16 protein-coding genes and 1 tRNA gene are annotated in these 21,474 nt (G+C 72.9%); 4 read left to right on the top strand and 13 right to left on the bottom strand.

The genetic code is table 11. The features are described from left to right. Positions 1-198: 198 nt before the first annotated feature. From OG580_RS12175 to OG580_RS12195, 5 genes are all read right to left on the bottom strand, one after another. Positions 199-678, bottom strand: coding sequence for a hypothetical protein (locus tag OG580_RS12175; protein ID WP_267043680.1), 480 nt, complete (start codon positions 676-678; stop codon positions 199-201). Between the two features lie 265 nt (positions 679-943). Further along, a complete protein-coding gene (locus OG580_RS12180; protein WP_267043681.1) occupies positions 944-2,407 on the bottom strand; it encodes a Cys-Gln thioester bond-forming surface protein in 1,464 nt (487 codons plus the stop codon). A 224-nt stretch (positions 2,408-2,631) separates the two neighbouring features. Continuing rightward, positions 2,632-3,090: a single-stranded DNA-binding protein gene (locus tag OG580_RS12185; RefSeq protein WP_267043682.1), complete on the bottom strand. Its 459-nt coding sequence runs from the start codon at positions 3,088-3,090 to the stop codon at positions 2,632-2,634. A gap of 216 nt (positions 3,091-3,306) precedes the next feature. Further along, positions 3,307-5,151 (bottom strand): GTPase, encoded by a 1,845-nt coding sequence (locus tag OG580_RS12190; RefSeq protein ID WP_267043683.1) that lies wholly within the window; start codon positions 5,149-5,151, stop codon positions 3,307-3,309. Between the two features lies 1 nt (position 5,152). After that, complete coding sequence (locus tag OG580_RS12195) at positions 5,153-6,787, bottom strand: dynamin family protein (protein WP_267043684.1); 1,635 nt, start codon at positions 6,785-6,787, stop codon at positions 5,153-5,155. Positions 6,788-7,091: 304 nt separating this feature from the next. Between OG580_RS12195 and OG580_RS12200 the strand changes: the two genes are divergently transcribed. Then, positions 7,092-7,164: transfer RNA gene (locus OG580_RS12200), tRNA-Arg, on the top strand. Positions 7,165-7,389: 225 nt separating this feature from the next. Continuing rightward, positions 7,390-9,258: a TerD family protein gene (locus OG580_RS12205; RefSeq protein ID WP_267043685.1), complete on the top strand. Its 1,869-nt coding sequence runs from the start codon at positions 7,390-7,392 to the stop codon at positions 9,256-9,258. Between the two features lie 154 nt (positions 9,259-9,412). Here the strand turns inward: OG580_RS12205 and OG580_RS12210 are convergent, their stop codons facing one another. Both OG580_RS12210 and OG580_RS12215 read right to left on the bottom strand, forming a co-directional pair. Beyond that, positions 9,413-10,750 carry an esterase-like activity of phytase family protein gene (locus tag OG580_RS12210; protein ID WP_267043686.1) on the bottom strand — a complete coding sequence of 446 codons (1,338 nt, stop codon included), beginning with the start codon at positions 10,748-10,750 and terminating at the stop codon, positions 9,413-9,415. A gap of 140 nt (positions 10,751-10,890) precedes the next feature. Then, complete coding sequence (locus OG580_RS12215; protein ID WP_267043687.1) at positions 10,891-11,757, bottom strand: hypothetical protein; 867 nt, start codon at positions 11,755-11,757, stop codon at positions 10,891-10,893. A gap of 175 nt (positions 11,758-11,932) precedes the next feature. On the opposite strand from OG580_RS12215, the gene OG580_RS12220 reads away from it, so the two are divergent. Next, on the top strand, positions 11,933-13,087 hold the full coding sequence (locus OG580_RS12220) for a winged helix DNA-binding domain-containing protein (RefSeq protein ID WP_267043688.1): 1,155 nt from the start codon (positions 11,933-11,935) through the stop codon (positions 13,085-13,087). 9 nt (positions 13,088-13,096) lie between these two features. Here OG580_RS12220 and crcB read toward each other — a convergent pair whose 3' ends face one another. Both crcB and OG580_RS12230 read right to left on the bottom strand, forming a co-directional pair. Continuing rightward, complete coding sequence (gene crcB / locus OG580_RS12225) at positions 13,097-13,450, bottom strand: fluoride efflux transporter CrcB (RefSeq protein ID WP_267043689.1); 354 nt, start codon at positions 13,448-13,450, stop codon at positions 13,097-13,099. Continuing rightward, entirely contained in the window at positions 13,447-13,923 is a 477-nt protein-coding gene (locus OG580_RS12230; protein WP_267043690.1) for a CrcB family protein, read from the bottom strand. The genes crcB and OG580_RS12230 overlap by 4 nt, the downstream gene beginning before the upstream one ends. Positions 13,924-14,287: 364 nt before the next feature. Here OG580_RS12230 and OG580_RS12235 point away from each other — a divergent pair, with 364 nt between their 5' ends. Beyond that, a complete protein-coding gene (locus OG580_RS12235) occupies positions 14,288-15,559 on the top strand; it encodes a transposase (RefSeq protein ID WP_267043691.1) in 1,272 nt (423 codons plus the stop codon). Between the two features lie 80 nt (positions 15,560-15,639). Here the strand turns inward: OG580_RS12235 and OG580_RS12240 are convergent, their stop codons facing one another. The 4 genes from OG580_RS12240 to OG580_RS12255 all read right to left on the bottom strand — a co-directional run bounded on the left by OG580_RS12240 (position 15,640) and on the right by OG580_RS12255 (position 21,410). Further along, positions 15,640-17,667 carry a helix-turn-helix domain-containing protein gene (locus OG580_RS12240; RefSeq protein ID WP_267043692.1) on the bottom strand — a complete coding sequence of 676 codons (2,028 nt, stop codon included), beginning with the start codon at positions 17,665-17,667 and terminating at the stop codon, positions 15,640-15,642. 160 nt (positions 17,668-17,827) lie between these two features. Next, positions 17,828-18,715, bottom strand: coding sequence for an AfsR/SARP family transcriptional regulator (locus tag OG580_RS12245; RefSeq protein ID WP_267043693.1), 888 nt, complete (start codon positions 18,713-18,715; stop codon positions 17,828-17,830). Positions 18,716-19,259: 544 nt separating this feature from the next. Next, positions 19,260-19,730: a DUF1772 domain-containing protein gene (locus tag OG580_RS12250; protein ID WP_267043694.1), complete on the bottom strand. Its 471-nt coding sequence runs from the start codon at positions 19,728-19,730 to the stop codon at positions 19,260-19,262. Positions 19,731-19,763: 33 nt separating this feature from the next. Continuing rightward, a complete protein-coding gene (locus OG580_RS12255; RefSeq protein WP_267043695.1) occupies positions 19,764-21,410 on the bottom strand; it encodes a VWA domain-containing protein in 1,647 nt (548 codons plus the stop codon). Between the last annotated feature and the right edge of the window lie 64 nt (positions 21,411-21,474).

Here is a 21,474-nt window from a genome sequence, read left to right on the forward strand (position 1 = left end):
AGTGAGTGGGCAGATACACCCCATCTTGCCTGACCGCCACCCCCGGGGGCGAACCAGTAGGCGAGGTACCCGCTGACCTGCGGCTTCCGGGATCACCCTCGGAGCGCCCCTGTCACTGCCGGTCGCCACCGGTCACCTCCGAGCCCCCTCGCACGGCCCGCAGACGGCCCGGGGAGGGCCGTTCGCTTGGCAGACCCGCTATCGGCCGAATTCAGGGTCGATGGAACTGCGCTTGTAGTGACACGAGCGAACATACGGATCTCCCCCATCCGCCTGGACACCCCCATTCATCTGCATCTCCCCCTGCTCCAAGGTAAGCGTGAGAAGCTCGGTGCCGTTCCGATTCTCGAAACGAAGCACCACATAGGGCGGCAGGCCGGGGTCGTTGATGACCGCATGCCATTTTCCGCCGGCTGACGTACGTTTCACCTGCTCACCGGGGCCTCCCCACTCGATGGGGTAATCCTTGGCAACAAATGTGTAGTCATCACGCAGCCGAATGAACGGAAGCGGCGACTCACACTCCTGATCCCCGTCCCATCGGCCGACCAATTCGGAATGATGCACGGTCTTCGGAGAGACGTAGGAGGGTTTACTCGCCCCGCAGGCGGTCGCCGAGAGTGCCGTCAAGGCGACAGTCACAAGGCTTGCACTGATGTGGAATACGTCGAATTTCACGCTGTCTGCTTCCAGTCGTTCCGGACGGCGGGGCTGCCTCGGAGGTCCCTGGGACAGCCCCGCCGTCCTCACGGCGCGTCCCCCCAGCCGGCCAACCGCCGGGGGCCTTCCTGTGGACCGAGAAGGGGTCGGAACATGCGACGGCCCCGGGCGCGGGTGCGGTCCGGGGCCGTGCTGGGTCTCACGGAGCGAGGCGCGTCCGGCGCGGATCACTCTGCGAGGTCGGGCGTCCGGTGCCGACGCGAAGCCGGCACCGGGGGAGCCGTCAGTTACCGGCGGTCTTCTTCTTGCGGAGGAAGAACACCGCGCCGCCGCCGATCACGACGAGCGCGGCGGCGATGCCGGCGATCATCGGGGTGGCGTTGGAGCTGCCGGTCTCGGCGAGGTCGCCGCCGCCGGTGGTGCCGGTGGTGCCGCCCGTGGTGTCACCGGTGGTGGTGCCCGGGGTCGACGGGGACGTCGACGGGGTGGGCTCCGTCGAGGGCTCGGTGGACGGCTCGGTGGAGGGGGTCTCCGAGGGCTGCGGGCCCGGGGTGGCCGTCTTGCAGTCGAGGACGCCTTCGAAGGTCTTCTTGAAGCCGTTCGGACCGGTGATCGTGAAGTCGTACGCCTCGTCCTCGGCGAGCGGGACCGCCACGGTCTTCGTCTCACCCGGGGCGATCGTGTGCGAGGTGCCCTTCAGGTCGAAGGTCCAGGGCTCGTCGCCCGCGTTGGAGGCGACGACCTCCAGGCCGCCCTTGGCGCAGTCCTTCGCGACCGTGACGGCCGGGACGGCACCCGTCTTCGCCCAGCTCGCGGTCGCCTTGGCGGTGACGGTGGAGTTGGTGGAGTCGGCCAGGATCAGGGTCTGCGAGGGGCCGTCGATGGAGACGAAGGCGCGGCCGCGCGGGACCGTGGTGGTGGACTCGGCCTTCAGCTCGGCGGCGCCGTCGGGGGTACCGGCGGGGACGTCGAAGTAGACCTGGTCGCCGTTCTTGGCCTTGGTGACGAGGTTGCCGGTGCCGTCGACGATCTTGACGCCCTCAGGGGCGCCCGGGGCGACCGAGATCGTGGGCTCGTCGTTGGTGGAGTTGGTGGAGACGGTGATCGGGCCGATGCGCCCGCCGGCCTTGCCGGCGACGGAGGACGGGGACAGGCTCAGGGAGGCCGTCGGCTCCTCGAGGTCGACCACGTTCGCGACCAGGTAGTCGGTCAGCTTCTTGGCGTCCTGCTCCACCGGCGTCGCCGTGACACCGTCGGAGAAGGCCCAGATCGCGGCCTGCGTACCCGCCGCGGCCTCGTCCTTGGAGAGGTCGACACCGAGCTTCTGGCCGAGCGCCTCGACGGAGAACTTCGGGTAGGCGTTCTCGAGGATCCAGAGGATCTTGCCCGCGTTCTCGTTGTTGTGCAGGGACGACTCGCTCCAGCCCACCTCCTTGTAGCGGTACTCGTGCCGCGCCTCGGTGTGGAAGTCGATGCAGTAGGTCGAGAGGGTTCCCCCACCCTCGACCTCCATCGTGAAGAGGCCGCCACCGACCGGGTTCGGCCGCTCCGTGCCGTCCTTCTCGACGATCTTGACGTCGCCACCCTCGACGATGGTGCCGAGCTTCGCCGTCGCGCCACCCGTACCCGGGGCGTCGTCGGCGGCCAGGGCAGGAGCGGCGGTCGCTATCGCTCCGGCCGCGACGAGGCCGGAGACCAGGGTCGCGGCGGCCAGACGGGCAGCGCCACGCCCACGAACTGAATACATTGCATTCCCCTCCGGGCGCGTCACTCCGCGAACACGGTTGATTCGCGTGGGGGGAGCGCACGCCAGCAGACTCACGGACTCGATGGGCTCATGTGCCACATGAGTACTCGGGAATCCTAGGGACGTGGAACCCCCGGGTGCCCGGCCATACGTTCAGATAACCATTCCGTCTCGGAATCGTTATCCCCACGGCGAGTTGGTCGACAAATCCCCACGACACATGGTCAGGGAACGGTCACCAGGCGCTGCGTGGCCTCCGTCCAGGGGTCCTGATCCGACTCCTGCCCGAGGGTCGGTTCCGACTCCGGCCGGGTCCCCGGCTCCGTCCTGGCCGCGCGCCGGAAGGCCGCCGTACCCCGCGTCAGATCGTGGCCCACGGCCAGCGCGTCGACGTCCACGAAGGTCTTGCGCTGACCGTCGCGCTCGTCCTCCCGCACCCTCAGCCGCCCGTGCACCACGAGCGGTTCACCCACGGAGACCGAGGCCGCGAGGTTGGCCCCCAGCGACCGCCAGGCCGACACCGTATAGAAGCTGGTGTTCCCGTCGGACCAGAGCCCCCGCTCCCGGTCCCAGCGGCGCGCGGTCACCGCGAAACGGAACCGGGCCACCCCGCCGGCCGCCGTGTCCCGGTACTCCACCGCCGTCGCCACGTTGCCGACGAGCGTCACGGTCGTGTCGTTCATGGTCCCGCCCCCACCTGTGCGTTGTTCTCGGTAGGCACCAGGGTGGGGGCGGTCGGGGAGATCCCGCAGTCGCCTGTGGGCGACCCGAGGGGTGGGGACAACTCCCTCACCCGGAAGGGGGAAACGCGTCGGGAGACGGGCCCTGGGAGGAGCTGAGGCGAGCCCGGGTCACGACGGGCAGCGCCGCCGACACCCCTCCCCCGACGCCTCCCCCCGCTACCTCCCCCGCACCCCTGCCCTCGTCGCCCCCATCCGCGTCGTACCGAAGCGGCCGCCGCCGCCGACGACGCGGGCCGAGGGGCGGGTGCCCACCACCGTCGCGTACTGCTCGCGCACCTCCCGGTAGCGCATCAACTCCGCCGACACCGGGTCGAGCACCCGGGCCCGGCCGCAGGCGGCGGCCGCCTCCCGCAGGCGGCGCTCGGCCTCCTGTCCGTACCGCCGGGCCGGGCCCTTCACGGCGCCCTCGCAGGCCCATTCGACGAACGGCCCGCCGACGATGCCGCCGATCATCACGAGGACCGGCGGGAGCAGACCGGGCTGTACGACGCCGACGATCTGGCCCACCAGCCACAGCGCGCCGAAGAGCTGCAGGAGCGTCATCACCACCTGGGCGAGGACGGCGGCGGGCCACCAGGCGGGGCGCGGCGGCCGGGCGGCCGGGTCACCCATGCTCGCCGTCAGCTCGTCCAGGGCCTCCGGCAACCCGTCGGCCCCGCGCGCCGCGGCCTCGCGTACCGCCTGCGCCCAAGAGGTGGGGAGCCCTCGCGAGGCCTCGTCGGCGACGATCCTGACGGCCTGCTCGACGCGCTGGCGGGCCGTCAGTTCGTCCTCGGCGGGGGAGGCGAGGCGCGGGTCGGTGGAACCGTGCGCGCGCAGCCGCTCGTACCAGCGGTAGAGCCGCAGCCAGGGCGTACCGCAGGCGCGGATGGCTCCCCGGCGCCAGACGCGTTCGGCGGCCTCCCCGGCGGCATGGGCGCCGACGGCGATCGCGAGCCGGTCCGCGAAGTCCTCCCGGGCGCGCTCGTCGAGGCCGGAACGGCCGTCGGCGAGGTACGCCGGGCGCAGCCGGACGGCGGCGGCGTCGATGTCGGCGGCGAGCCTGCGTTCGGGCGCGGTCCGTTCCTGGACGAACCGGCCGACGAGTTCGCGGAGTTCGGGAACCCCTTCGCCGCTGAGCGCGGAGACGGCGAGGACGGTGGCGCCGGGCTCGCCGTGTTCGCCGAGGGCCACGCCGTCCTCGTCGAGGAGGCGGCGCAGGTCGTCGAGGACGAGGTCGGCGGCGTCGGTGCCGAGCCGGTCGATCTGGTTGAGGACGACGAAGGTGACCTCGGCGTGGCCGGCGAGCGGGCGGAGGTAGCGCTCGTGGAGGGCGGCGTCCGCGTACTTCTCGGGGTCGACGACCCAGATGACGGCGTCGACGAGGCCGAGGACGCGGTCGACCTGGTCGCGGTGGGCGGTGACCGCCGAGTCGTGGTCGGGCAGGTCGATGAGGACGAGGCCCTGGAGGTCGGCGTCGGCGGCGCCGCCGGCGAGGGGGCGGCGGCGCAGTCGGCTGGGGACGGCGAGCCGGTCGAGCAGGCCGGCGGCGCCCTCGGACCAGCTGAGCGCGATGGGCGCGGAGGTGGTGGGGCGGCGCAGCCCGGTCTCGGAGACGGGGACGCCGGCGAGGGCGTTGAAGAGGGTGGACTTGCCGCTGCCGGTGGCGCCGGCGAGGGCGATCACGGTGTGCCGGGAGGAGAGCCGCTGGCGGGCGGCCGCCTCGTCGAGGACGCGACCCGCCTCGGCGAGGGCCGCGCTCTCGACACGCGTACGGGAGAGCCCGACGAGCTCGTGGAGGGCGTCGAGGCGGGTACGGAGGGGACCGCCGTAGTTCCCGCCGAGGGGCGGAAGCGTGTCCTCCTCCGGCGCTTCGCGCTCTCCGTCCGCCACCACGTCGGGGGCCCGCTCGCCGGCGCGCCGAGCGATCAGCCCGTCGTCCCAGCGCTCACGCCCCCGTTCGCGACCACGGCCACTCCCACTCCCACTCCCACTCCCACTCCCACGGGTGTCGTCCACCACGTCACTTCTCCTTCTGCAGTACGGAGAGCGCGGCGATGAGCTCCGCCTGCGGCTCGGGGGTCATGGCGAGCCCGTCGAGAGGGGCGAGGCGCCGGTCGCGCTCGGCGTGGAGGACGCGGTCGACGCACGAGAGGACCAGCTCGCCGCCCTTGTCGCGCAGGCGCAGGGCGGCCTGGGCGCCGAGGAGTTCGGCGAGCCGGTCGCCCGCCGCCCGGGCGCGCCGGCCGCCGAGGAGGGAGGCGGCGAGGAGGGCGGCGACGGTGTCGGCCTCGGGGACGGCGGCGCGGGAAGCGCGGGAGGCCCGGGAGGCCCGGGAGCCGGCAGGGCGCTCGATGTTCCGGACCTCCTCCTCGGCCAGTTCTTCGAGTACGCGGCGCCAGCGGCGTACCTCCACACCGATCCGCTCCCCCGCCTCCCGGTCTCCGCCGGTCCGCGGAGGGCCCAGGGCGCCGGAGGCGGGGTCGCGGTGCCAGGTGTCCCGTACGCGCTCCTCGGCGGCGGCCACCGCGCAGTGCAGCAGGGCGGCGAGGGACTCGGCGAGGGCGTCGAGCAGTTCGTCGGCGGTGCTGTCGCGGGGGTAGCCGCGCCAGCGGGTGCGGGCGTCGCCGGAGAGGACGGCGCCGCGGCCCAGCTCCTTGCGTACCCGCTTGGCCTGATCGCGGTAGGCGGTCACGACGACGCCGCCGAGCCGGACGGCGGAGGCGTACTGGGCCGCGACCGCGCCGGCGAGTTCGGGGAGCCGGGCGTCGAGGGAGTCGATGACGCCGGTGGCGGTCCGGGAGACGGCCTGCTGGCGGGCGGCCGGGTCCTCGGCGCGGTGGGCGAGCCAGCCGCGGAGCGGGGCGACGGCACTGTCGGGCAGCAGCCCGCTGCCGCCGCCGGCGGACTCGGGGAGCTCGGGGATGGTGAAGCGGGGCACGTCGCCGAGCCCCGCCTTGTCGAGGAGGGCCTCGTACTGGCGGGAGACCTCGCCGATGACCTGGTGCGGGACGCGGTCGAGGACGGTGACGAGGGTGGCGTCGTACTCCTTGGCGGTACGAAGAAGGTGCCAGGGCACGGCGTCGGCGTACCGCGAGGCGGTGGTGACCATCACCCAGATGTCGGCGGCGCAGATCAACTCGGCGGCGAGAAGCCGGTTCTCGACGACGAGGGAGTCGATGTCGGGGGCGTCGAGGAGGGCGAGCCCCCGGGGCAGGGAGGCGGCCGTCTCGACCCTGAGGGCGTTCTCCTCGGGCGGCTCCTCGGTGGAGTGCTCCTCGTCGGCCTGCGGCAGCCAGACGCGGGTGAGCTGCGGGAGGACGCGCATTCCGGCGAACCAGTGGTGGTCCTCGGGGTGGCACACGAGGACGGGAGTCCGGGTGGTGGGCCTGAGCACCCCCGACTCGCTGACGCGCCGCCCGACAAGGGAGTTGACGAGCGTGGACTTCCCGGCCCCGGTGGATCCGCCGACGACGGCGAGGAGGGGGGCGTCGGGATCCTTCAGGCGGGGCACCAGATAGTCGTCGAGCTGAGCGAGGAGCTCGGCCCGGGTCTGCCGGGCGCGTGAAGCGCCGGGGAGAGGGAGTGGGAGACGCACGGCAGCGACACGGTCGCGCAGGGCGGAGAGTGCGTCGATCAGCTGAGGCCGTTCGTCCAAGGTCACCACATGCGAAGAATGCCCAATTTATGAGTGTTTTTGAAGCGTATAAGCGCCCTGCGCGCCGAGGGAGAGGAAGGGCGACCGGGGCGGCAGGCATAACGAGTGCACAACACCCGCCCCCAGTGGCGTGAAAAGCGCTGCGCGAATCGCACCTGCCTGCGATTATCGTTCCGCTTCACCGAACCTCCACATCGTGCCACGCAGGTGAAGCAACCGGGCCAAGGCGATCGGAGCCCTATCCTTGTCCCGGCAAGGCCACACCCCACCCACCAGGGTCTCCTGGCCACACGGCCACCATCCGGCCCCCGTAGCTCAGTGGATAGAGCAGGTGCCTTCTAAGCACTTGGCCGCAGGTTCGAGTCCTGCCGGGGGCGCACGACGGAAGACCCTCCTTCGGGAGGGTCTTTTTGCTGGTCATGGCCGGTTTTCGATCGGGGGTGGGGGTGTCCGGGAGAGACTCTCGGACGGCCGGTAGTGGCCTCCGGCGGCCCTTCGGCCCGAAATCAGCCCGAAGGTTCGAGGCGGCTCCCGGTAAGACCGAGGGGACAAATCGGCATTCGGGTTGAAGACGCGATCGCGTCCGGATCATCCTTACTGCCATGTCCCTCGCCGCCGCGCTCGACGTGTCACGCCTGCCCGACTACGCGTACGACTGGGCCCTGATCGACGTCGAGACGTCCGGTCTGATCGCCCGGCGTGACCGGATCCTCTCGATCGCGGTGCTGACCTTCGGGCCGGACGGGATCCAGACCGGCGAGTACTCCACCCTGCTGAACCCAGGCTGCGACCCCGGCCCGGTGCACATCCACGGCCTGACCGCGGAACGGCTGAGCGGCGCCCCGGCCTTCGAGCAAGTGGCCGGACGGATCGGAGCGCTCCTGCAGGACCGCGTCATGGTGGCCCACAACGCACAGTTCGACTACGACTTCCTGGCCCATGAGTTCGCGCGCGCCCGGCTCCATCTCCCCGTCACCCAGCGCCTGTGCACCCTGGCCCTGAACCGGCGAGTGGAACCGCCCGTCGCCGACCTCAGCCTGGCGTCACTGGCCGCTCACTACGGCGTGCTGCAGACCAAAGCCCATGACGCGCTGGACGACACGCGCGTCCTCGCGGGGATCTTCCGGTCGTCCCTCTCCGAAGCCGCGCGGCTGGACGTCCCGCTGCCACTGGTGCCCTGCCCTCCCCGACAGGATCCGCAGTTCGCGCCGAATCCGCCGAAGACCCCGTGCGCCTACCGGAACCCTGGCCGTCCGGCGCTCGGCGGTCCGCTCGTCCAAGGCATGAAGATCGCCATCACGGGCGAGACCGCGACCTCCCGGGCCGAGCTGGTGGCCCGGGCCGTCGCAGCCGGCCTGAACATCATGTCGTCGGTCAGCCGGCACACCAGCGCTCTCGTCACCAACGACGGGGCTTCGGGCTCGGCGAAGGCGCAGCGCGCGATCGCCGAAGGCGTCACGGTCATCGACGAGCACACCTTCCTCAAGCTGCTGGGAGAGGTGCGCCCCGGAACACCGCACGAGAGTCAGACACCGAGGAAGACCCCGGAAGCGACGACCCCGGAAGCGACGACCCCGGCCACGCCGCCCACGATGCCCACGCCGACGCCGTCCCCTGCTGCGACCGCAGCCGTCGCGGACGTACCGGCGCTCAGGCGGCCCGAGTCCCCGCATTCCGCCAAGCCGTTCGGCCGTCGACGGGTCCTGATTCTGGGCGGCACCCACGAAGAGGCATCCGCCGCCCGGGCCAGGGTCGTCGAACTGGGCGGGGCCGCCGCGATCAACCTCTCCGCGAGCGTCACCGACGTCGTCCTCTTCCCCGGAGGTGAACTCGACCGCCGCATGGCCCGCATCACCGCGTTGGAACTTCCGGTCCACGCGCACGGATGGCTCGGATCCCCCACCTCCGAGCCGGCCGACGTCCCCACCCGGAACGACGCGACGCCCGACGTTCTCCCGCGCGGCGGAGTCATCGATCTCCCCACGCTTCACACCGCCGGCCACTGGCACGTGAGTGCCTCCTGGGCGCAGCAGACGAACTGCGAGATCGACGTCGTCGCCTTCGTCCTCGACGAGGACGAGCAGGTCTCCTCCGATGGGGACTTCGTCTTCTACAGCGCGCCGGAAAGCCCCGACGGAGCCACCCGTCTCCTCTGCGACGGTCCGACCGAGCAGACCATCGCCGTCGATCTCGCGGCGCTGCCTCCCGCCGCCCACCGGATCGCGATCGCCGCCGCCATCGACGGTGCGGCCACTTTCGGGGACATCGGAGCGGTCCAGATCACCCTCGCACCGGGCGTCGATGCTCCGGCCGCGGCCCAGGCCACTCTGGACGCCGCCACCAGCGAACGCACCCTGCTCCTCGCCGAGATCTACTGTCGGGACTCGCGGTGGCGCTTCCGCGCCGTCGGCCAGGGCTACGACCGTGGCTTGGAGTCCCTCGTCCGTGGATACGGCGTCGACGTGGCGTAGCCCTCGCCTCGTGCACGTGGGTGGGATGCCGGAAGGGCCGACAGCCTGCCCGGATGGAGCCGGTCGTCGGCCACCTCTCACGGCTCCGGCACGGGCACGGGCACGGGCACGTGACGCTCCTCGGCACGGCCGCGCCGAGGAGCTCGGTCCGGGGTCAGCGGATCGGGTGGGTCAGTCTCACGCGGACCAGGGTCGTCTCGACGCCGCTGTCGACCAGGCGGCCGGCCGCGTCGAAGGCCGCGGGGCCGTCGGTCATGCCGAAGTCGTTGTCGTTGATCAGGGCGAGGGTCGAGGAGCCTTCGAGCGCGATGCCCTCGATCTTGCCGGGGACGCCCTCGACCGTGTTCAGGTCGAGGACCAGGCGCTTGTCCAGGACCGGGACCTCCGCCGACGCCGTGTCGTCGAGCTGCTCCAGGGTCGGGCCGGCGGCGGTGTCCCAGGTGGTGCCGAGGATGTCCGTGCCGCGGCGGAGGTTCACCTCGTACACGCGTGAGGCCTTGTCGGTGCGCTCCTGGACGAGGAGGCGGTTGCCGCCGAGCGCGACGAGGGCGGAGATCTTGAGCTCGGAGGTCTTGGTCTGGCCGGGCTCGACGACCTCGACCGGGTCGAAGCGGTACGCGTACTCGGCGGTGACCTCGTGCGTGCGGGTCGAGAAGCGCAGCAGGCGCGTGGTGCGGGAGCTCTCCCCTGCCGCCTTGTCGGGGTTGAGCAGCGGGCTCTGCAGCGCCATCACCAGGTCGCCGCCGGGGAGCAGCGCGAGACCCTCGAAGCCGCGGTTGATCTTGCGCTGCAGGAAGATCGACGGCAGCGACTCGATCACCGGGTAGTCGGCGCCCGTCAGGCCGAGGCCCTTCGGGACGTGGCGGGCGAGGATCCGGCCGCGCGGGGAGACGTGCACGAGCGAGGGGCCGTACTCGTCGACCAGCCAGAAGCCGCCGTCCCGGTCCCGCACGATGCCTTCGGTGTCCAGGCCGTTGGGGTTGTACGAGAGCGGGGTGGAGGCGTCGTACGTGTACGGGGCCTCGTCGCGGCCGGGCTGGTTGGGCAGGCCGGTGACGGGGGCACCGGACGCCGTGGTGAGCGGGATGGAGCGCAGGACCTGGATGCGGCCGCCGACCGCGCGGATCTTCACGATGGCCGGGTCGAAGCCGGGCACGGGGAACGTGCGGCGCTTGTCCTTGCCCACGGAGATCTGGCCGTTGGGGCCGCGGTCGGTGACGGTCCAGTACTCGCCGGGCCGTTCGGCCGGGAACAGGTCGCTGCCTATGCCGCCGAGGTCGACTCCCCGGTCGTCGGCGACGCTGCCGGCCGGCAGGCCGTTGCTGAAGGCGGCCAGCGGGATGTCGGGCAGCGTCGCGGTGGAGACGACCCGCGCGGTGGCGTCGTGGTGCGCCGGCGTCGCGTCGGCCGTGCCCACCACCACCGAGAGCGCGAGGGCGGTGGAGAGGGGAAGCACGACGGCGGCGGGCCGGCGCAGGAGACGCGGATTCATCTGAACTCCCTGGGGACACACACATGGAAAGTCGCCGGTGAGGGCGGGCTCATGGTCCGTTTCCGCGCACAACGCCGGACTACGGGTGTGCGACGGCAGGGCGAGTCCTGGGTGAACGCGCGTCTCCGTGGCCCTACCTGTCAGTAGCGGTCGAGGATCAGCTGCGTCTTGAGGATGTCGCCGTGGAAGAGCCAGCCGTTGGCCTCGGCGACGGCGATGGCGTCCTCGTGGAGGTCGGCCGCGTCGGCGTACGAGTCCGTCTTGAACGACAGCTCGACGACGTACTCCGTACCCGTGCCGCCCGCTCCGACGACCGGCAGCACCTCGATGCTCGCGTCGTCCGAGGGGCCCCAGGCGCCGCCGTACACCTTGGCGGTCACCGGCCCGTGCGCGCGGGAGAGCTGGAGCGTGTTCTTGCCCCAGCCGGCGCTGCCCCAGTCCTGCAGCTTGCCGGGGATGTCGTTGACGAGCCAGGTGCGGCCGGTCGTGCTCGACGGCATCGCCGTGCCCGAGTAGCCGCTGGCGCTGTGGCTCTTCTCGGTGCTGAAGCTCAGCGTCTGCTTGGCGTAGCCCCAGTCGACCTCGGCGTCGTAGTTGGTGTCGCCGCTGTCGAAGCCCGCGGCGTTGGCCGTGGTGAGGGCGGCGGCGATGTCGCCGTTCGTCACGGGGAAACGCTTCTTGTACGTCTCCTCGAAGGACGAGCCGCTCTTGTGGCGGAGGCGGACGCTCCACCCCTCGGCGTCGAGGGCCAGGGCGTCGGTGTCGTAGTAGCTGTACGAGCGGGCCTTGGCGGAACCGGTGATGCCGAACGCCGACTTGACCGCCGCGCTCGGGGCGAAGGCCGAGTCCAGCGCGGCGGTGGTGAGGTTGATCTTCACCTCGTACGTCGGTACGGCGTTGGCGGCGGCGTACGCCGGCGAGGTCGGGGCGAGGAGCGCGACGGCGACGGTGAGGGCGATCGCCGAACCGGCGGCGGCGGGGCGCGAGGCCCGCGAGGTGAAGGTCATGCCGTTGATCGTCACGAGGGCGGGTGAGGACCGCGTGACTCCGGGGCGTGGGGCCGGTGAACCGGCGGCGTCGGGAAGCCGCCGCCCGAGGGCCACGCCCCGCCTGCGGCGTCCGAGGGCGGTCCCGTGATCGGGACGGTACGCGTTCCCTCCGCCCCGGAGGCAGAATCACGCCATGGTGATCACCACACGCGCCCTCAACCGCGCCACCCTCGCCCGTCAGTTGCTGCTCGAACGCGCGCCGGTCGACGTCGAGGAGGCCCTGCGGCGGGTCGTCGCGCTCCAGGCGCAGCAGCCGGGTTCGCCGTACGTCGCCCTGTGGAACCGGGTCGCGGGCTTCGACCCGGGCCGGCTCGACGGGGCCGTGGACGGGTTCCGGGCGGTGCGGTCGACGCTGATGCGGCTCACCCTGCACCTCGTCCACGCGGAGGACTACCGGGCGTTCCGGGAGGGCATGGAGCCGACGCTGCGCGGTTCGCGGCTCGGTGACCACCGGTTCAGGGCGGCGGGGTTCACGCCGGCCGACGCCGACGCGCTGCTGCCCGGCCTCCTCGCGTACGCCGAACGGCCCCGGTCCGGGGCCGAGATGCGGGCCCTGATCGAGGAGAGCCGGGGCGGCCCGGTGGAGCCCGTGGCCTGGCGGATGATCCGGCAGTACGCGCCGCTCTGGCACGCCCCGACGGGGCCGCCGTGGTCGTACGGGACCGCGCAGTCCTTCGTCACGGCCGACTCCCGGCCGCGGCTCGGCGATCCGGACGCGTCCGCCGCGGGCCTGGCCGCCCTGGTCCTGCGCTACCTGGAGGGCTTCGGGCCCGCTTCCGTGGCGGACATGGCGCAGTTCTCGATGACGCAACAGAAGCGGATACGGGAGGTGTTGGGGACGCTCGACGGCCGGCTCGACCGATGCGAGGGGCCCGGCGGGACGGTCCTGTACGACGTCCCCGGGGCGGCCCTGCCCGACGAGGACGTGCCCGCCCCGCCGCGGCTGATGGCGATGTGGGACAGCGTCCTGCTGGCCTACGCCGACCGCGGCCGCGTCATCCCGCCCGAGTACCGGAAGTCCGTGATCCGCGTGAACGGCGACGTGCTGCCGACGCTGCTCGTCGACGGGTACGTCGCCGGGGTCTGGCGGCCCGTGGACGGCGGCGTCGAGGTCTCGGCGTTCCACCGGCTCCCGGCGCGCGTCTGGGAGGAGTCGGCCGTGGAGGCCGAGGCTCTCGGGGCGTTCCTGGCCGACCGGGACCCGCTGGTCTACCGGCGCTACGACCACTGGTGGGTCAAGGGCCTGCCGGTCGTCGAGACGAAGGTGTTCCCGGCCCGCCGAGCTTGAGGCTCCGGATCACCACAGCCCGGCCGTCTCCACTCCCAGCCATACGGCTCCGAGTCCTGCGGCCAGGCTCCCGGTCACGTTCAGCGCCGCGTACCCCTTCGCCCCGCCCTCGTACAGCTTCAGCGTCTCGTACGAGAAGGTCGAGTACGTCGTCAGCGCCCCGCACAGGCCCACCCCGAGCAGCAGGTGCAAGCGGGCGGAGGCGACGCCGGTGAGCAGCCCGAGCACGAACGAGCCGACGACGTTCACCGCGAGCGTGCCCCAGGGGAAGGCGGAGCCGTACCGGGCGCGGGCCGCGCGGTCGGTGAGGTACCGCAGGGGCGCGCCGACGGCGGCGCCCACGACGACGAGCAGCCAGTTCACCCGGCCCTCACCACCCGCGTCCGTACCGCCCGGGTCAGGGTGACCCCGGCCCACACGGCGGCCAGTGCGGTGAGCGCGGTCGCACCCAGGTAGAGCAGCCCGCGCGCCGGTTCGCCGGCGCTCAGCAGCCGCTGCGTGTCGAGGGTGTACGTCGAGAAGGTGGTGAACCCGCCGCAGAACCCCGTGCCGAGGAACGGCCGGAGGAGCGGGTGCGGGGCGGTGCGGGGCTCCCCCGTACGAGCCTCCGCCGGATGAGCCTCCGCCGGATGAGCCTCCCTCACAGGGGGCTCGGTGACGAGGACCATGAGGACGCCGAGCGCGGCGCAGCCGGCCGCGTTCACCGTGAAGGTGGTCCAGGGGAAGGCGTGGGCCGGCGTGGGCCAGGCGAGCGACGCGCCGTAGCGGGCGACCGCGCCGAGGGCGCCGCCGGCGGCGACGGCCCCGACGGCCGGCAGCTGCGCGCGCAGTTCCATGGCCATCAGGCTACGGCGGGCGTCGGGGCGAGGCGCACAGGCACGGTTCCCGGCCTGGGGCATTAACCGGGATCCGGGCCCGTGCAACCTCGCTCTGTGATGGTCCGGCCACGCCTTGCGACGGGTCAAAGCGGGGCGCGCGAGTCTGTCAGATCCCCCGCGGGGTATTCCGGAACGCAGGGGTGGGGGTCGGGGACGTGACCCCTGATACCGCTGTGACCTGCGGTAACGGTAGGGGAGGTGGTCCGGTCACCATTCGGCGGCCGATTCGGGTGCCGGGTACACCTCGTCCCGGAGGGCCCCCACGGGCGACGGTGGTGGAGCAGCGGGAGGGAGCGCTGCGCAACCTTCGGGCAGGAGTGTCGTGAGTACATCCGTCGCAACCAAGCGCAGGGCCACCACCGGGGCCGTCTCGTCCTTGACGGTTCCCCTGGGCGTCGCCAGGCCCGTCGGTGCGGCCGCTGCGGCCGGTTCGGGCGAGGAGGTCTACGCCGAGCTGTGCTCCGCGCTCTTCTCCGGTTTCCCGCGCCGCGACCAGCGCCTGAAGGCCGAGCAGTACCTGCACGGCCTGCTCACCGCGCAGGGCCGCAAGTCGATCCGGAACATCGCCGCCCAGATAGGGGGGCCGGCGGCCGAGCAGAGCCTGCACCACTTCGTCTCCAGCTCCACCTGGGACTGGCAGCCGATGCGGGCCGCGCTCGCCCGCTACCTGGAGCGGAACAGCTGCCCGCAGGCCTGGGTGGTCCGGCCCATGCCGATCCCGAAGGCCGGTGAGCACTCGGTGGGCGTGGACCGGCGTTTCGACCCGGAGCGCGGCCAGGTCTTCCACGGCCAGCAGGCGTTCGGGGTGTGGTTCGCCAGCGACGAGCTGAGCGTTCCCGTCAACTGGCGGCTGTTCCTGCCGGACCCCTGGGTGAACGACCGCACGCGGCGCGACCGCGCGGAGGTCCCCCAGGAGGCCGGCGAGGAGACGCTGGAGGAGTGCGCGGTCGCCGCGGCGCTCGACACGGCCCGCTGGTCCGACGTCACCCGCAAGCCGGTGCTCCTGGACATCCGCGGCGGCGCGGGCCGGGCGGCGCTCACCCGGCTCGCCGGGGCCGGGGTGCCGGTCGTGGCCCGGATCGGCCCGGGGTCCCGCATGGCGATCGCGGACCGTTCGCTGCCGGGCTTCGGCGCGGGGCCGCTGTCGGCGCATCAGATCCTGGAATCGCTCAAGGGCCTGCGCAGGCCGGTGAGCTGGGTGGACACGGTGGCCGGCGCGCGGACCTCGCGGACCTCGCTCGCCACGGCCGTACGGGTCGCGCTGCCGACGCCCGGCGGCGAGCGGATGCGGCCCCTGGTCCTGCTCGGCGAGTGGGACGACCCGCGGCGCGGCCCGGCCCGGGTGTGGATCAGCGATCTGACCCACTCCCCCGTCGGCTCGCTGCTGCGGCTGACGAAGCTGGCGCGCCGCGTGGAGCGTGACTTCGTGGAGGTCGGCGAGGGTGCGGGACTGCGGGACTTCGTGGGCCGCTCGTTCCGCGGCTGGCACCGGCACATCACGCTGGCCTCGGCGGCCCACGCGGCGACGGTCCTGGCAGCGGAGTGGGACACGTCCTACGGCTCCGGCTACGCGACGGGCCGCACGGCGAGCTGACCACCGGGCCGGGCCCAGGCCCGGCCCGACCGGCAGGACACCCGGAAAGCCCGAAAGCCCGCGAGACCCCCCAAGTCCCCCTAGGGGGTCGTCGGTCGCGTCGGGTCCGTGGTGCCACGGCCTCGGGACAGGACCTCGCGGGTGCGCTGGAGGCGCAGGGCGAGCTGGACCTCCAGGACCTGGCCCGGCTTCTGCCATTCCGGGCCGAGGAGTTCGCCGATCCGCTCCAGGCGGCGTGAGACCGTGTTGGGGTGGACGTGCAGCGCCTCGGCCGCGTTGGTCGGGCTGGCGCCGGAGGCGAAGTACGCCTCCAGGGTGCGCGTGAGGTCGGTGAACCGCTCGGCGTCGTAGTCGAGTACGGGCCCGATCGCGCCCTCGACGAAGCCCTCCACGTCGTGGTCGTCGGAGAGCAGCAGCCCCAGGAAGCCGAGGTCCTGCACGGAGGCCGCCGAACCGGTGCCGCCCAGCGCGCTCATCGCGTCGAGGCACCGCACGGCCTCCAGGTACATCCGCCCGACGCCGTCCGGGCTCTGACCGGGTCCCGAGGCGGCGACCGAGACGGGGTGGCCGAGCAGCGGGGAGAGCTCCGCGGCGACGGCCTGGGCGGCGGCGGAGGCGTCGATGCCGGGGAGCAGCAGCACGATGCAGCCGCCCTGCACGGTCTTGAGGCCGGAGAGGCGGTACGCGTACGAGGACGCCCACACGACCGCCCGGCCCTGCTCGCCGCCCTCCGGCCGGGCCACCACGAGGACGTGCGGTCGGCGCAGGTCGACGCCGAGGCGGCGGGCCCGCTGCCCGATCTGCTGCGGCGCGTGCGGCGGGTCGGCGATGAGGTCGTCGAGGAGTTCGTCGCGTACGGGCCCCTCGGCGACGGCCGTGGAGCGCCGCATCAGGAGGAGGAAGGCGACGGCCTGGGCGGCGAGTTCGAGAAGCCGCTCGTCCTCGCCGGTGAGCCCGCTCGCGGCACGGATCACCAGGCCGCCGAGGTCCTCGGAGCCCGCGATGACCGGGGCGACCCAGGTGTCCTCGTCGGCCAGGACCGGACGGCGGCGGGCGTGCGCGTCGAGCGAGGCCTTCTTGACGGTCTTCTCGTCCAGGCCGGGGATCTCCCCGCCGGCGAGGCAGCGGCCGCCCTGGTCGTGGATGAGGACGGTGGCGTCGAGGGCGTCCCCCGCGGCCTTGGCCACGTTGCCCAGGTCACCGCCGGCGAGGACGAGGTTCATGATGCGGCTGTGGGCCTCGCTGACATGCCGCATCCGGGTGAGGCTGGTCCGTACACGGGAGCTGTCGCGCTCCAGTTCGGAGACCTCGGCGCGGGTCCGGTCGAGGAGTCCGGCCTTCTCCACGGCGAGGGCGGCGAGGTCGGCGAGCGCGGTGAGGAGGCCGATCTCCTCGGAGGTGTGGTCGCGGACGCGCCGGTCCGCGCCGTAGAGCACGCCGATGACGGTCTCCCCGCTGCGCAGCGGCGCGGCCATGATGGCGTGCACGTCCTCGGCGCGCAGGGCCGCCTCGGCCGCCTCGTCGAAGGCCGGCGCGTGGACGCCCGCGTCGAGGGAGCCGGAGGGGGCGAAGCGCTCGTCGGCGAGGTAGTCCGCGGTCCAGACGGGCTCGTCGTGGAGCTGGACCGCGCCGCCGAGTCCGTACCCCTCGGCGATCCTGAGCCCGGCGGCGAGGTGCGGTCCGGTCGTCCGGCCGGGGCCGGTGTCGAGCCCGGCGCGGGCGCCCTCGATCGTGTGGACGTGGCAGCTGCCGTGCGGGCCCCGCAGCGTCACGAACGCCAGGTCGAGGCCGAGGAGCCGGCGGGCGCGGCGGATGACGACGCGAAGCAGGCTGTCGAGGTCGTACGAGAAGGTCAGATCGCGCGCGGTGTCGGTGAGGGCGGCGAGTCCGGCCTCGCGGCGCGCGGCGTCCTCGTGTCCGGAGCGGACCTCGGCGGCGAGCTTCACGGCCCGCTCCAGGCGGTCGAGTCCGTCGCCGGTGAGACCGCCCAGGCGGGCCTCGTCGAGGAGTTCGTCGAAACGTGCGGGCGGGGCCTGGCGGGCGATCAGTTCGAGGACCGCGAGCAGCGCGTCGGCACCGCCGGCTGCGTCCGCGCCGTGCGAGGTCATGGCCCCACTCCCGTAAATAGAGCGAAATCGGGTGCCTTGGAGGAAACCCGTCCTGCTCGCCGAAACTAATTCGGCTTCGGGAGCCGGTCAACACAGGATCTGCCACGATCCAACGCCGCCCCGGCGCGCTTCGTTCCCGCGGGCGCGGCCGGGCGGGTCCTCAGACGAGCGAGCCCACGGGGACGGGCCTGGCCGTCCGGCCGCCCGGGGTGTACTGGACGGGCACATGGGCGCCGAGGAGGGAGCGGGCCGGGATGTGCCGCACGGCGAGGACCGAGCTCTGGAGCCGGCGCAGCCGCGCCGAGGGCTCCATGCCGTTCTCCCCCAGGAGGGCGGCGCGCAGCCGCTCGTACGCGGTGAGGGCCTCGTCGTGGTGGCCGCAGCGCAGCAGCGCGATCATGTAGTGGGCGTGCAGGGGCTCGCTGGTGCGGTAGCGGGCGACGAGTCCGGAGAGTTCGGAGAGGAGCTCGGCGTGCCGGCCCAGGCCGAGCTGCGCCTCGATCCACTGGTCGAGCACGCTGAGCCGGGACGCCTCCAGGCGTTCGATCTCGCAGCGGAGCCGGGGCCCGGCCGCCACGCCCGCGTAGGGCTCGCCGCGCCAGAGGGCGAGGGCCTCGCCGAGCCGGAGCGCGGCGCGCGCGAGGTCGCCGGCCTCCATGGCCCGGTAGCCGGCGCCGGCCGCCCGCTCGAACTGCCAGACGTCGTTGACGCCGCCGCCGGTGTCGAGGCGGTAACCGCCCGGCTGGGAGACGAGGATCGCGTCCGCGGTGCGCCGGTCCGACCAGCCGGGGCGGGGCTCCGCCGCGTCGGCGCCACGGAGTGCGCTCGCGATGAGGGTCCGCAATTCCGCTATGTGGGACTGGAGTTCGGCGCGGGCGCCGCGCGGGGCGCCGGAGGGCCAGAGCTCCTCGGTCAGGACCGTCACGGGGACGAGCTGGTCGGCGCTGGCGGTGAGCAGGGCGAGCAGCTGTCGCGGGGCGGCTGCCGTCGGAGTGATCGACGCGCCGTTCTCCCGTACCGAAAGCCCCCCCAGGATTCGGACGTCCATCTTGCCCCCTCAGTGCCTGTGCGGTGTCTGCGCGCTGGATGACACTCGTTGATTAGAAAAGACCCCCGCAGGCATGTCAATAAGAAACCGCGGGGTATGGAATGACGGCCTGTGATATCGGGCTGCTTCACCCCATTTGAGGGGATATTTCTGCAGCAGATTTTCGTCACTGGCGCAGACCTTTGGCTCCCGAAAGACTGTTTCAGGACCCGGGGGTACGCTTTCGCAGGGTCCTTGAGGATGCCGAAGGGGTGGTCAACCGCGATTTCACGCCAGAAACCGCCGGGCTGGTCGGTTCCGCCGGAAGGGCTCCCGCGGACGGCCCGGGAGGGATCGCCGAAGGACCGCCGGGCGGCTCCCTCGGGGGCCGCCGGGCGGTCGACGGGCCGTCGGCGAGCAGGCCGGCCGGGCGGCCGGCAAGCGGGTCGGCAGGCGGCCGGCGAGCAGGTCGGCAGGCGGTCGGCAGGCGGCCGGCAGGCGGTCGGCACCAGGGGCGTCTCGCCTGATCCGCAAGACGCGCCCCGCCGGACAGGCCCTGGGTCCGTCAGAGGACCGCAGCGGCGGTGAGCGCTCCGAACGAGACCGTGATCAGAGCCGTACGGACCAGGTGGAAGCCGTTCCACCGCTTCTCGAACGCGGCCCGGACCGTCGACGGGTCCTCGCCGCCCGGACGCTCCGAGGCGGCGAGCGCCACGTTCAGCGGGACGTTGCCGCCGACGGTGACGAGGTGGTTGAGGGCCGCGGCCACGAGCCCGGCCAGGACCAGCCACTTCTGGGTGTCCGTCCGCCCGTCGACCGGGACGAGGAACGCGGCGACGGGGAAGGCGACGACCCCGAAGAAGACGAGCAGGAACACGGCCCTCGGGACGCATTCGTTGATCCGGCGCATCGCCGTGACGAACTCGGCGTCCGTCAGACGGCCGAGCGCGGGCATGATCCCGGTCTGGAAGATCAACATGAAACCGGCGTAGAGGCCGGTGCATCCGACGGCGAGGGCGAGCAGCAGGGTGGCCATGCGGCCATTCTGGCCCGCTGCCCGCCTCCCGCGTCAGCTGTACGGGTCTCCCGACTTCAACTCGCCGTCCCCGGAAGCGCTTTCGCCCGGCTCCGCGGTCGGCCCGAGCAGCCGCTCGGCCTGCCGGACGGCCTCGGCGAGCTCCCGGACCACCGCCGATCCCGACCGTCCGGCGATCGCCTCGGCGCGCTGCGCGAGCGTCGCGAGCCCGGGGTCGCCCGGCAGGTCGCCGCCGCGCAGGGCGTCCGCGAAGTAGGCCGTGATCGCCGTGAGTTGGAGGCTGTCGTGGCCGCCGTCCCAGACTCCGGCGGAGAGCGCCTCGACCGCGACCGTGCCGGAACGCTCGTGCGGCGCCCGGGTCTTCGGGTCGAGCCAGCGGACCGTGGCGGTGGCGACGCGGCCCTTCGCCCCGGGCCGGGTCTTCACGGCGTACAGCGCGGTGACGGTGTGACCCGCGCCGACCTCGCCGCCGTCCACCCCGTCGTTCCGGAAGTCCTCGTCGGCGACCTCCCGGTTCTCGTACCCGATCAGCCGGAAGTTCTCGACGGTCCCCCGGTCGAAGGCGACCTGCGCCTTGGCGTCACGGGCGCGCAGCTCGACATGGGCGGGCAGCTGGTCGACGAAGACCTTGCGGGCCTGCTCGGAGGTGGAGACGTACGTCGTGTGGCCGTCGCCCTTGTCGGCGAGCCGCTCCATGAAGTCGTCGCCGTACTCACTGCCGACTCCGACACCGAAGAGCGTGATCCCGTGGAGCCTGCGCTCCTCGTCGATGCGGCGGAGGATCGCGTCCGCGTCGGTCTCACCGGTGTTGGCGAGGGCGTCGGAGAGCAGCACGACCCGGTTGGTGGCGCCCTCGCGGCGGCCTTCGACGGCGACGTCGTAGCCGGTGCGGACGCCGGCCTCGACGTTGGTGGACGAGGTCGTCGCCAGGGAGTCCACGACCTCGCGGATCCGGCCCCGGGAGTCTCCGACGCGGGTCATGGGCAGCCGGGTCTCGGCCTCGTCGCTGAAGGTGACGAGGGCGATCGAGTCGTCGTCGCGGAGCTCGTCGGTGAGCAGCCCGAGGGACTCCTTGACGAGGTCGAGACGGCCGGGCTCGTCCATCGAGCCGGAGATGTCGACGACGAAGGTGAGGGCGGCGGGCGGGCGGGCGCCACTCCGGTCGGCGCCGCGGGTGGCGAGCCCCACCCGGACCAGGGACCAGCCGTCCTGCCCGGTGCGGGCCCCGTCGAGGCTCACGCCGAAGCCGTTGTCCGCGGGGCGCGGGTAGTCGGGGCGGAAGCTGTTGACGAACTCCTCGGGGCGGACGGTCGCCGGTTCGGGCAGCCGGCCCTCGGACAGCGCCCGGCGGGCGTAGCCGTACGAGGCGGTGTCCACGTCGAGGGCGAAGGTGGAGAGGTAGTCGGGGGCGGGGGGCCGGGTGCGCTGCTCGCCCTCCTCGGGCGCGGCCGCGTCGGCTCCCGGGGTCGCCGTTCCGGGGGCGACGTACCCCGGCTTCCCGGACCCGCCGCCGGAGGTGCCCGGTGCGGTGCGGCCGGGGCCGTCGGCGCGCGACGCGTCGTGGCTCCCGCCCGACGCGCCGCAGCCTCCGACGGCAAGCCCGGCGACGAGCACCCCCGCGATCACGGCCCCGAACCGGGCTCCACGGCGCCCGTCCACTGTCACTCTCCGTCGACTCATGTCATCTCCCCCTCATGGTGCGGCACTTGTGAATGTGACGAATGAAGGGGCCGAACGGAGCAGT

It is taken from the genome of Streptomyces sp. NBC_00094 (assembly GCF_026343125.1).
Classification (GTDB): Bacteria; Actinomycetota; Actinomycetes; order Streptomycetales; family Streptomycetaceae; genus Streptomyces.

Bases quoted from the DNA above. Each gene is read 5' to 3' on its own strand.
- OG580_RS12185 (WP_267043682.1), bottom strand. From the start codon at position 3,090: ATGAACGACACGACCGTGACGCTCGTCGGCAACGTGGCGACGGCGGTG.
- OG580_RS12245 (WP_267043693.1), bottom strand. From the start codon at position 18,715: ATGGACGTCCGAATCCTGGGGGGGCTTTCGGTACGGGAGAACGGCGCG.
- OG580_RS12220 (WP_267043688.1), top strand. From the start codon at position 11,933: ATGGTGATCACCACACGCGCCCTCAACCGCGCCACCCTCGCCCGTCAG.
- OG580_RS12250 (WP_267043694.1), bottom strand. From the start codon at position 19,730: ATGGCCACCCTGCTGCTCGCCCTCGCCGTCGGATGCACCGGCCTCTAC.
- OG580_RS12255 (WP_267043695.1), bottom strand. From the start codon at position 21,410: ATGAGTCGACGGAGAGTGACAGTGGACGGGCGCCGTGGAGCCCGGTTC.
- OG580_RS12205 (WP_267043685.1), top strand. From the start codon at position 7,390: ATGTCCCTCGCCGCCGCGCTCGACGTGTCACGCCTGCCCGACTACGCG.
- OG580_RS12230 (WP_267043690.1), bottom strand. From the start codon at position 13,923: ATGGAACTGCGCGCGCAGCTGCCGGCCGTCGGGGCCGTCGCCGCCGGC.
- OG580_RS12240 (WP_267043692.1), bottom strand. From the start codon at position 17,667: ATGACCTCGCACGGCGCGGACGCAGCCGGCGGTGCCGACGCGCTGCTC.
- OG580_RS12180 (WP_267043681.1), bottom strand. From the start codon at position 2,407: ATGTATTCAGTTCGTGGGCGTGGCGCTGCCCGTCTGGCCGCCGCGACC.
- OG580_RS12210 (WP_267043686.1), bottom strand. From the start codon at position 10,750: ATGAATCCGCGTCTCCTGCGCCGGCCCGCCGCCGTCGTGCTTCCCCTC.
- OG580_RS12215 (WP_267043687.1), bottom strand. From the start codon at position 11,757: ATGACCTTCACCTCGCGGGCCTCGCGCCCCGCCGCCGCCGGTTCGGCG.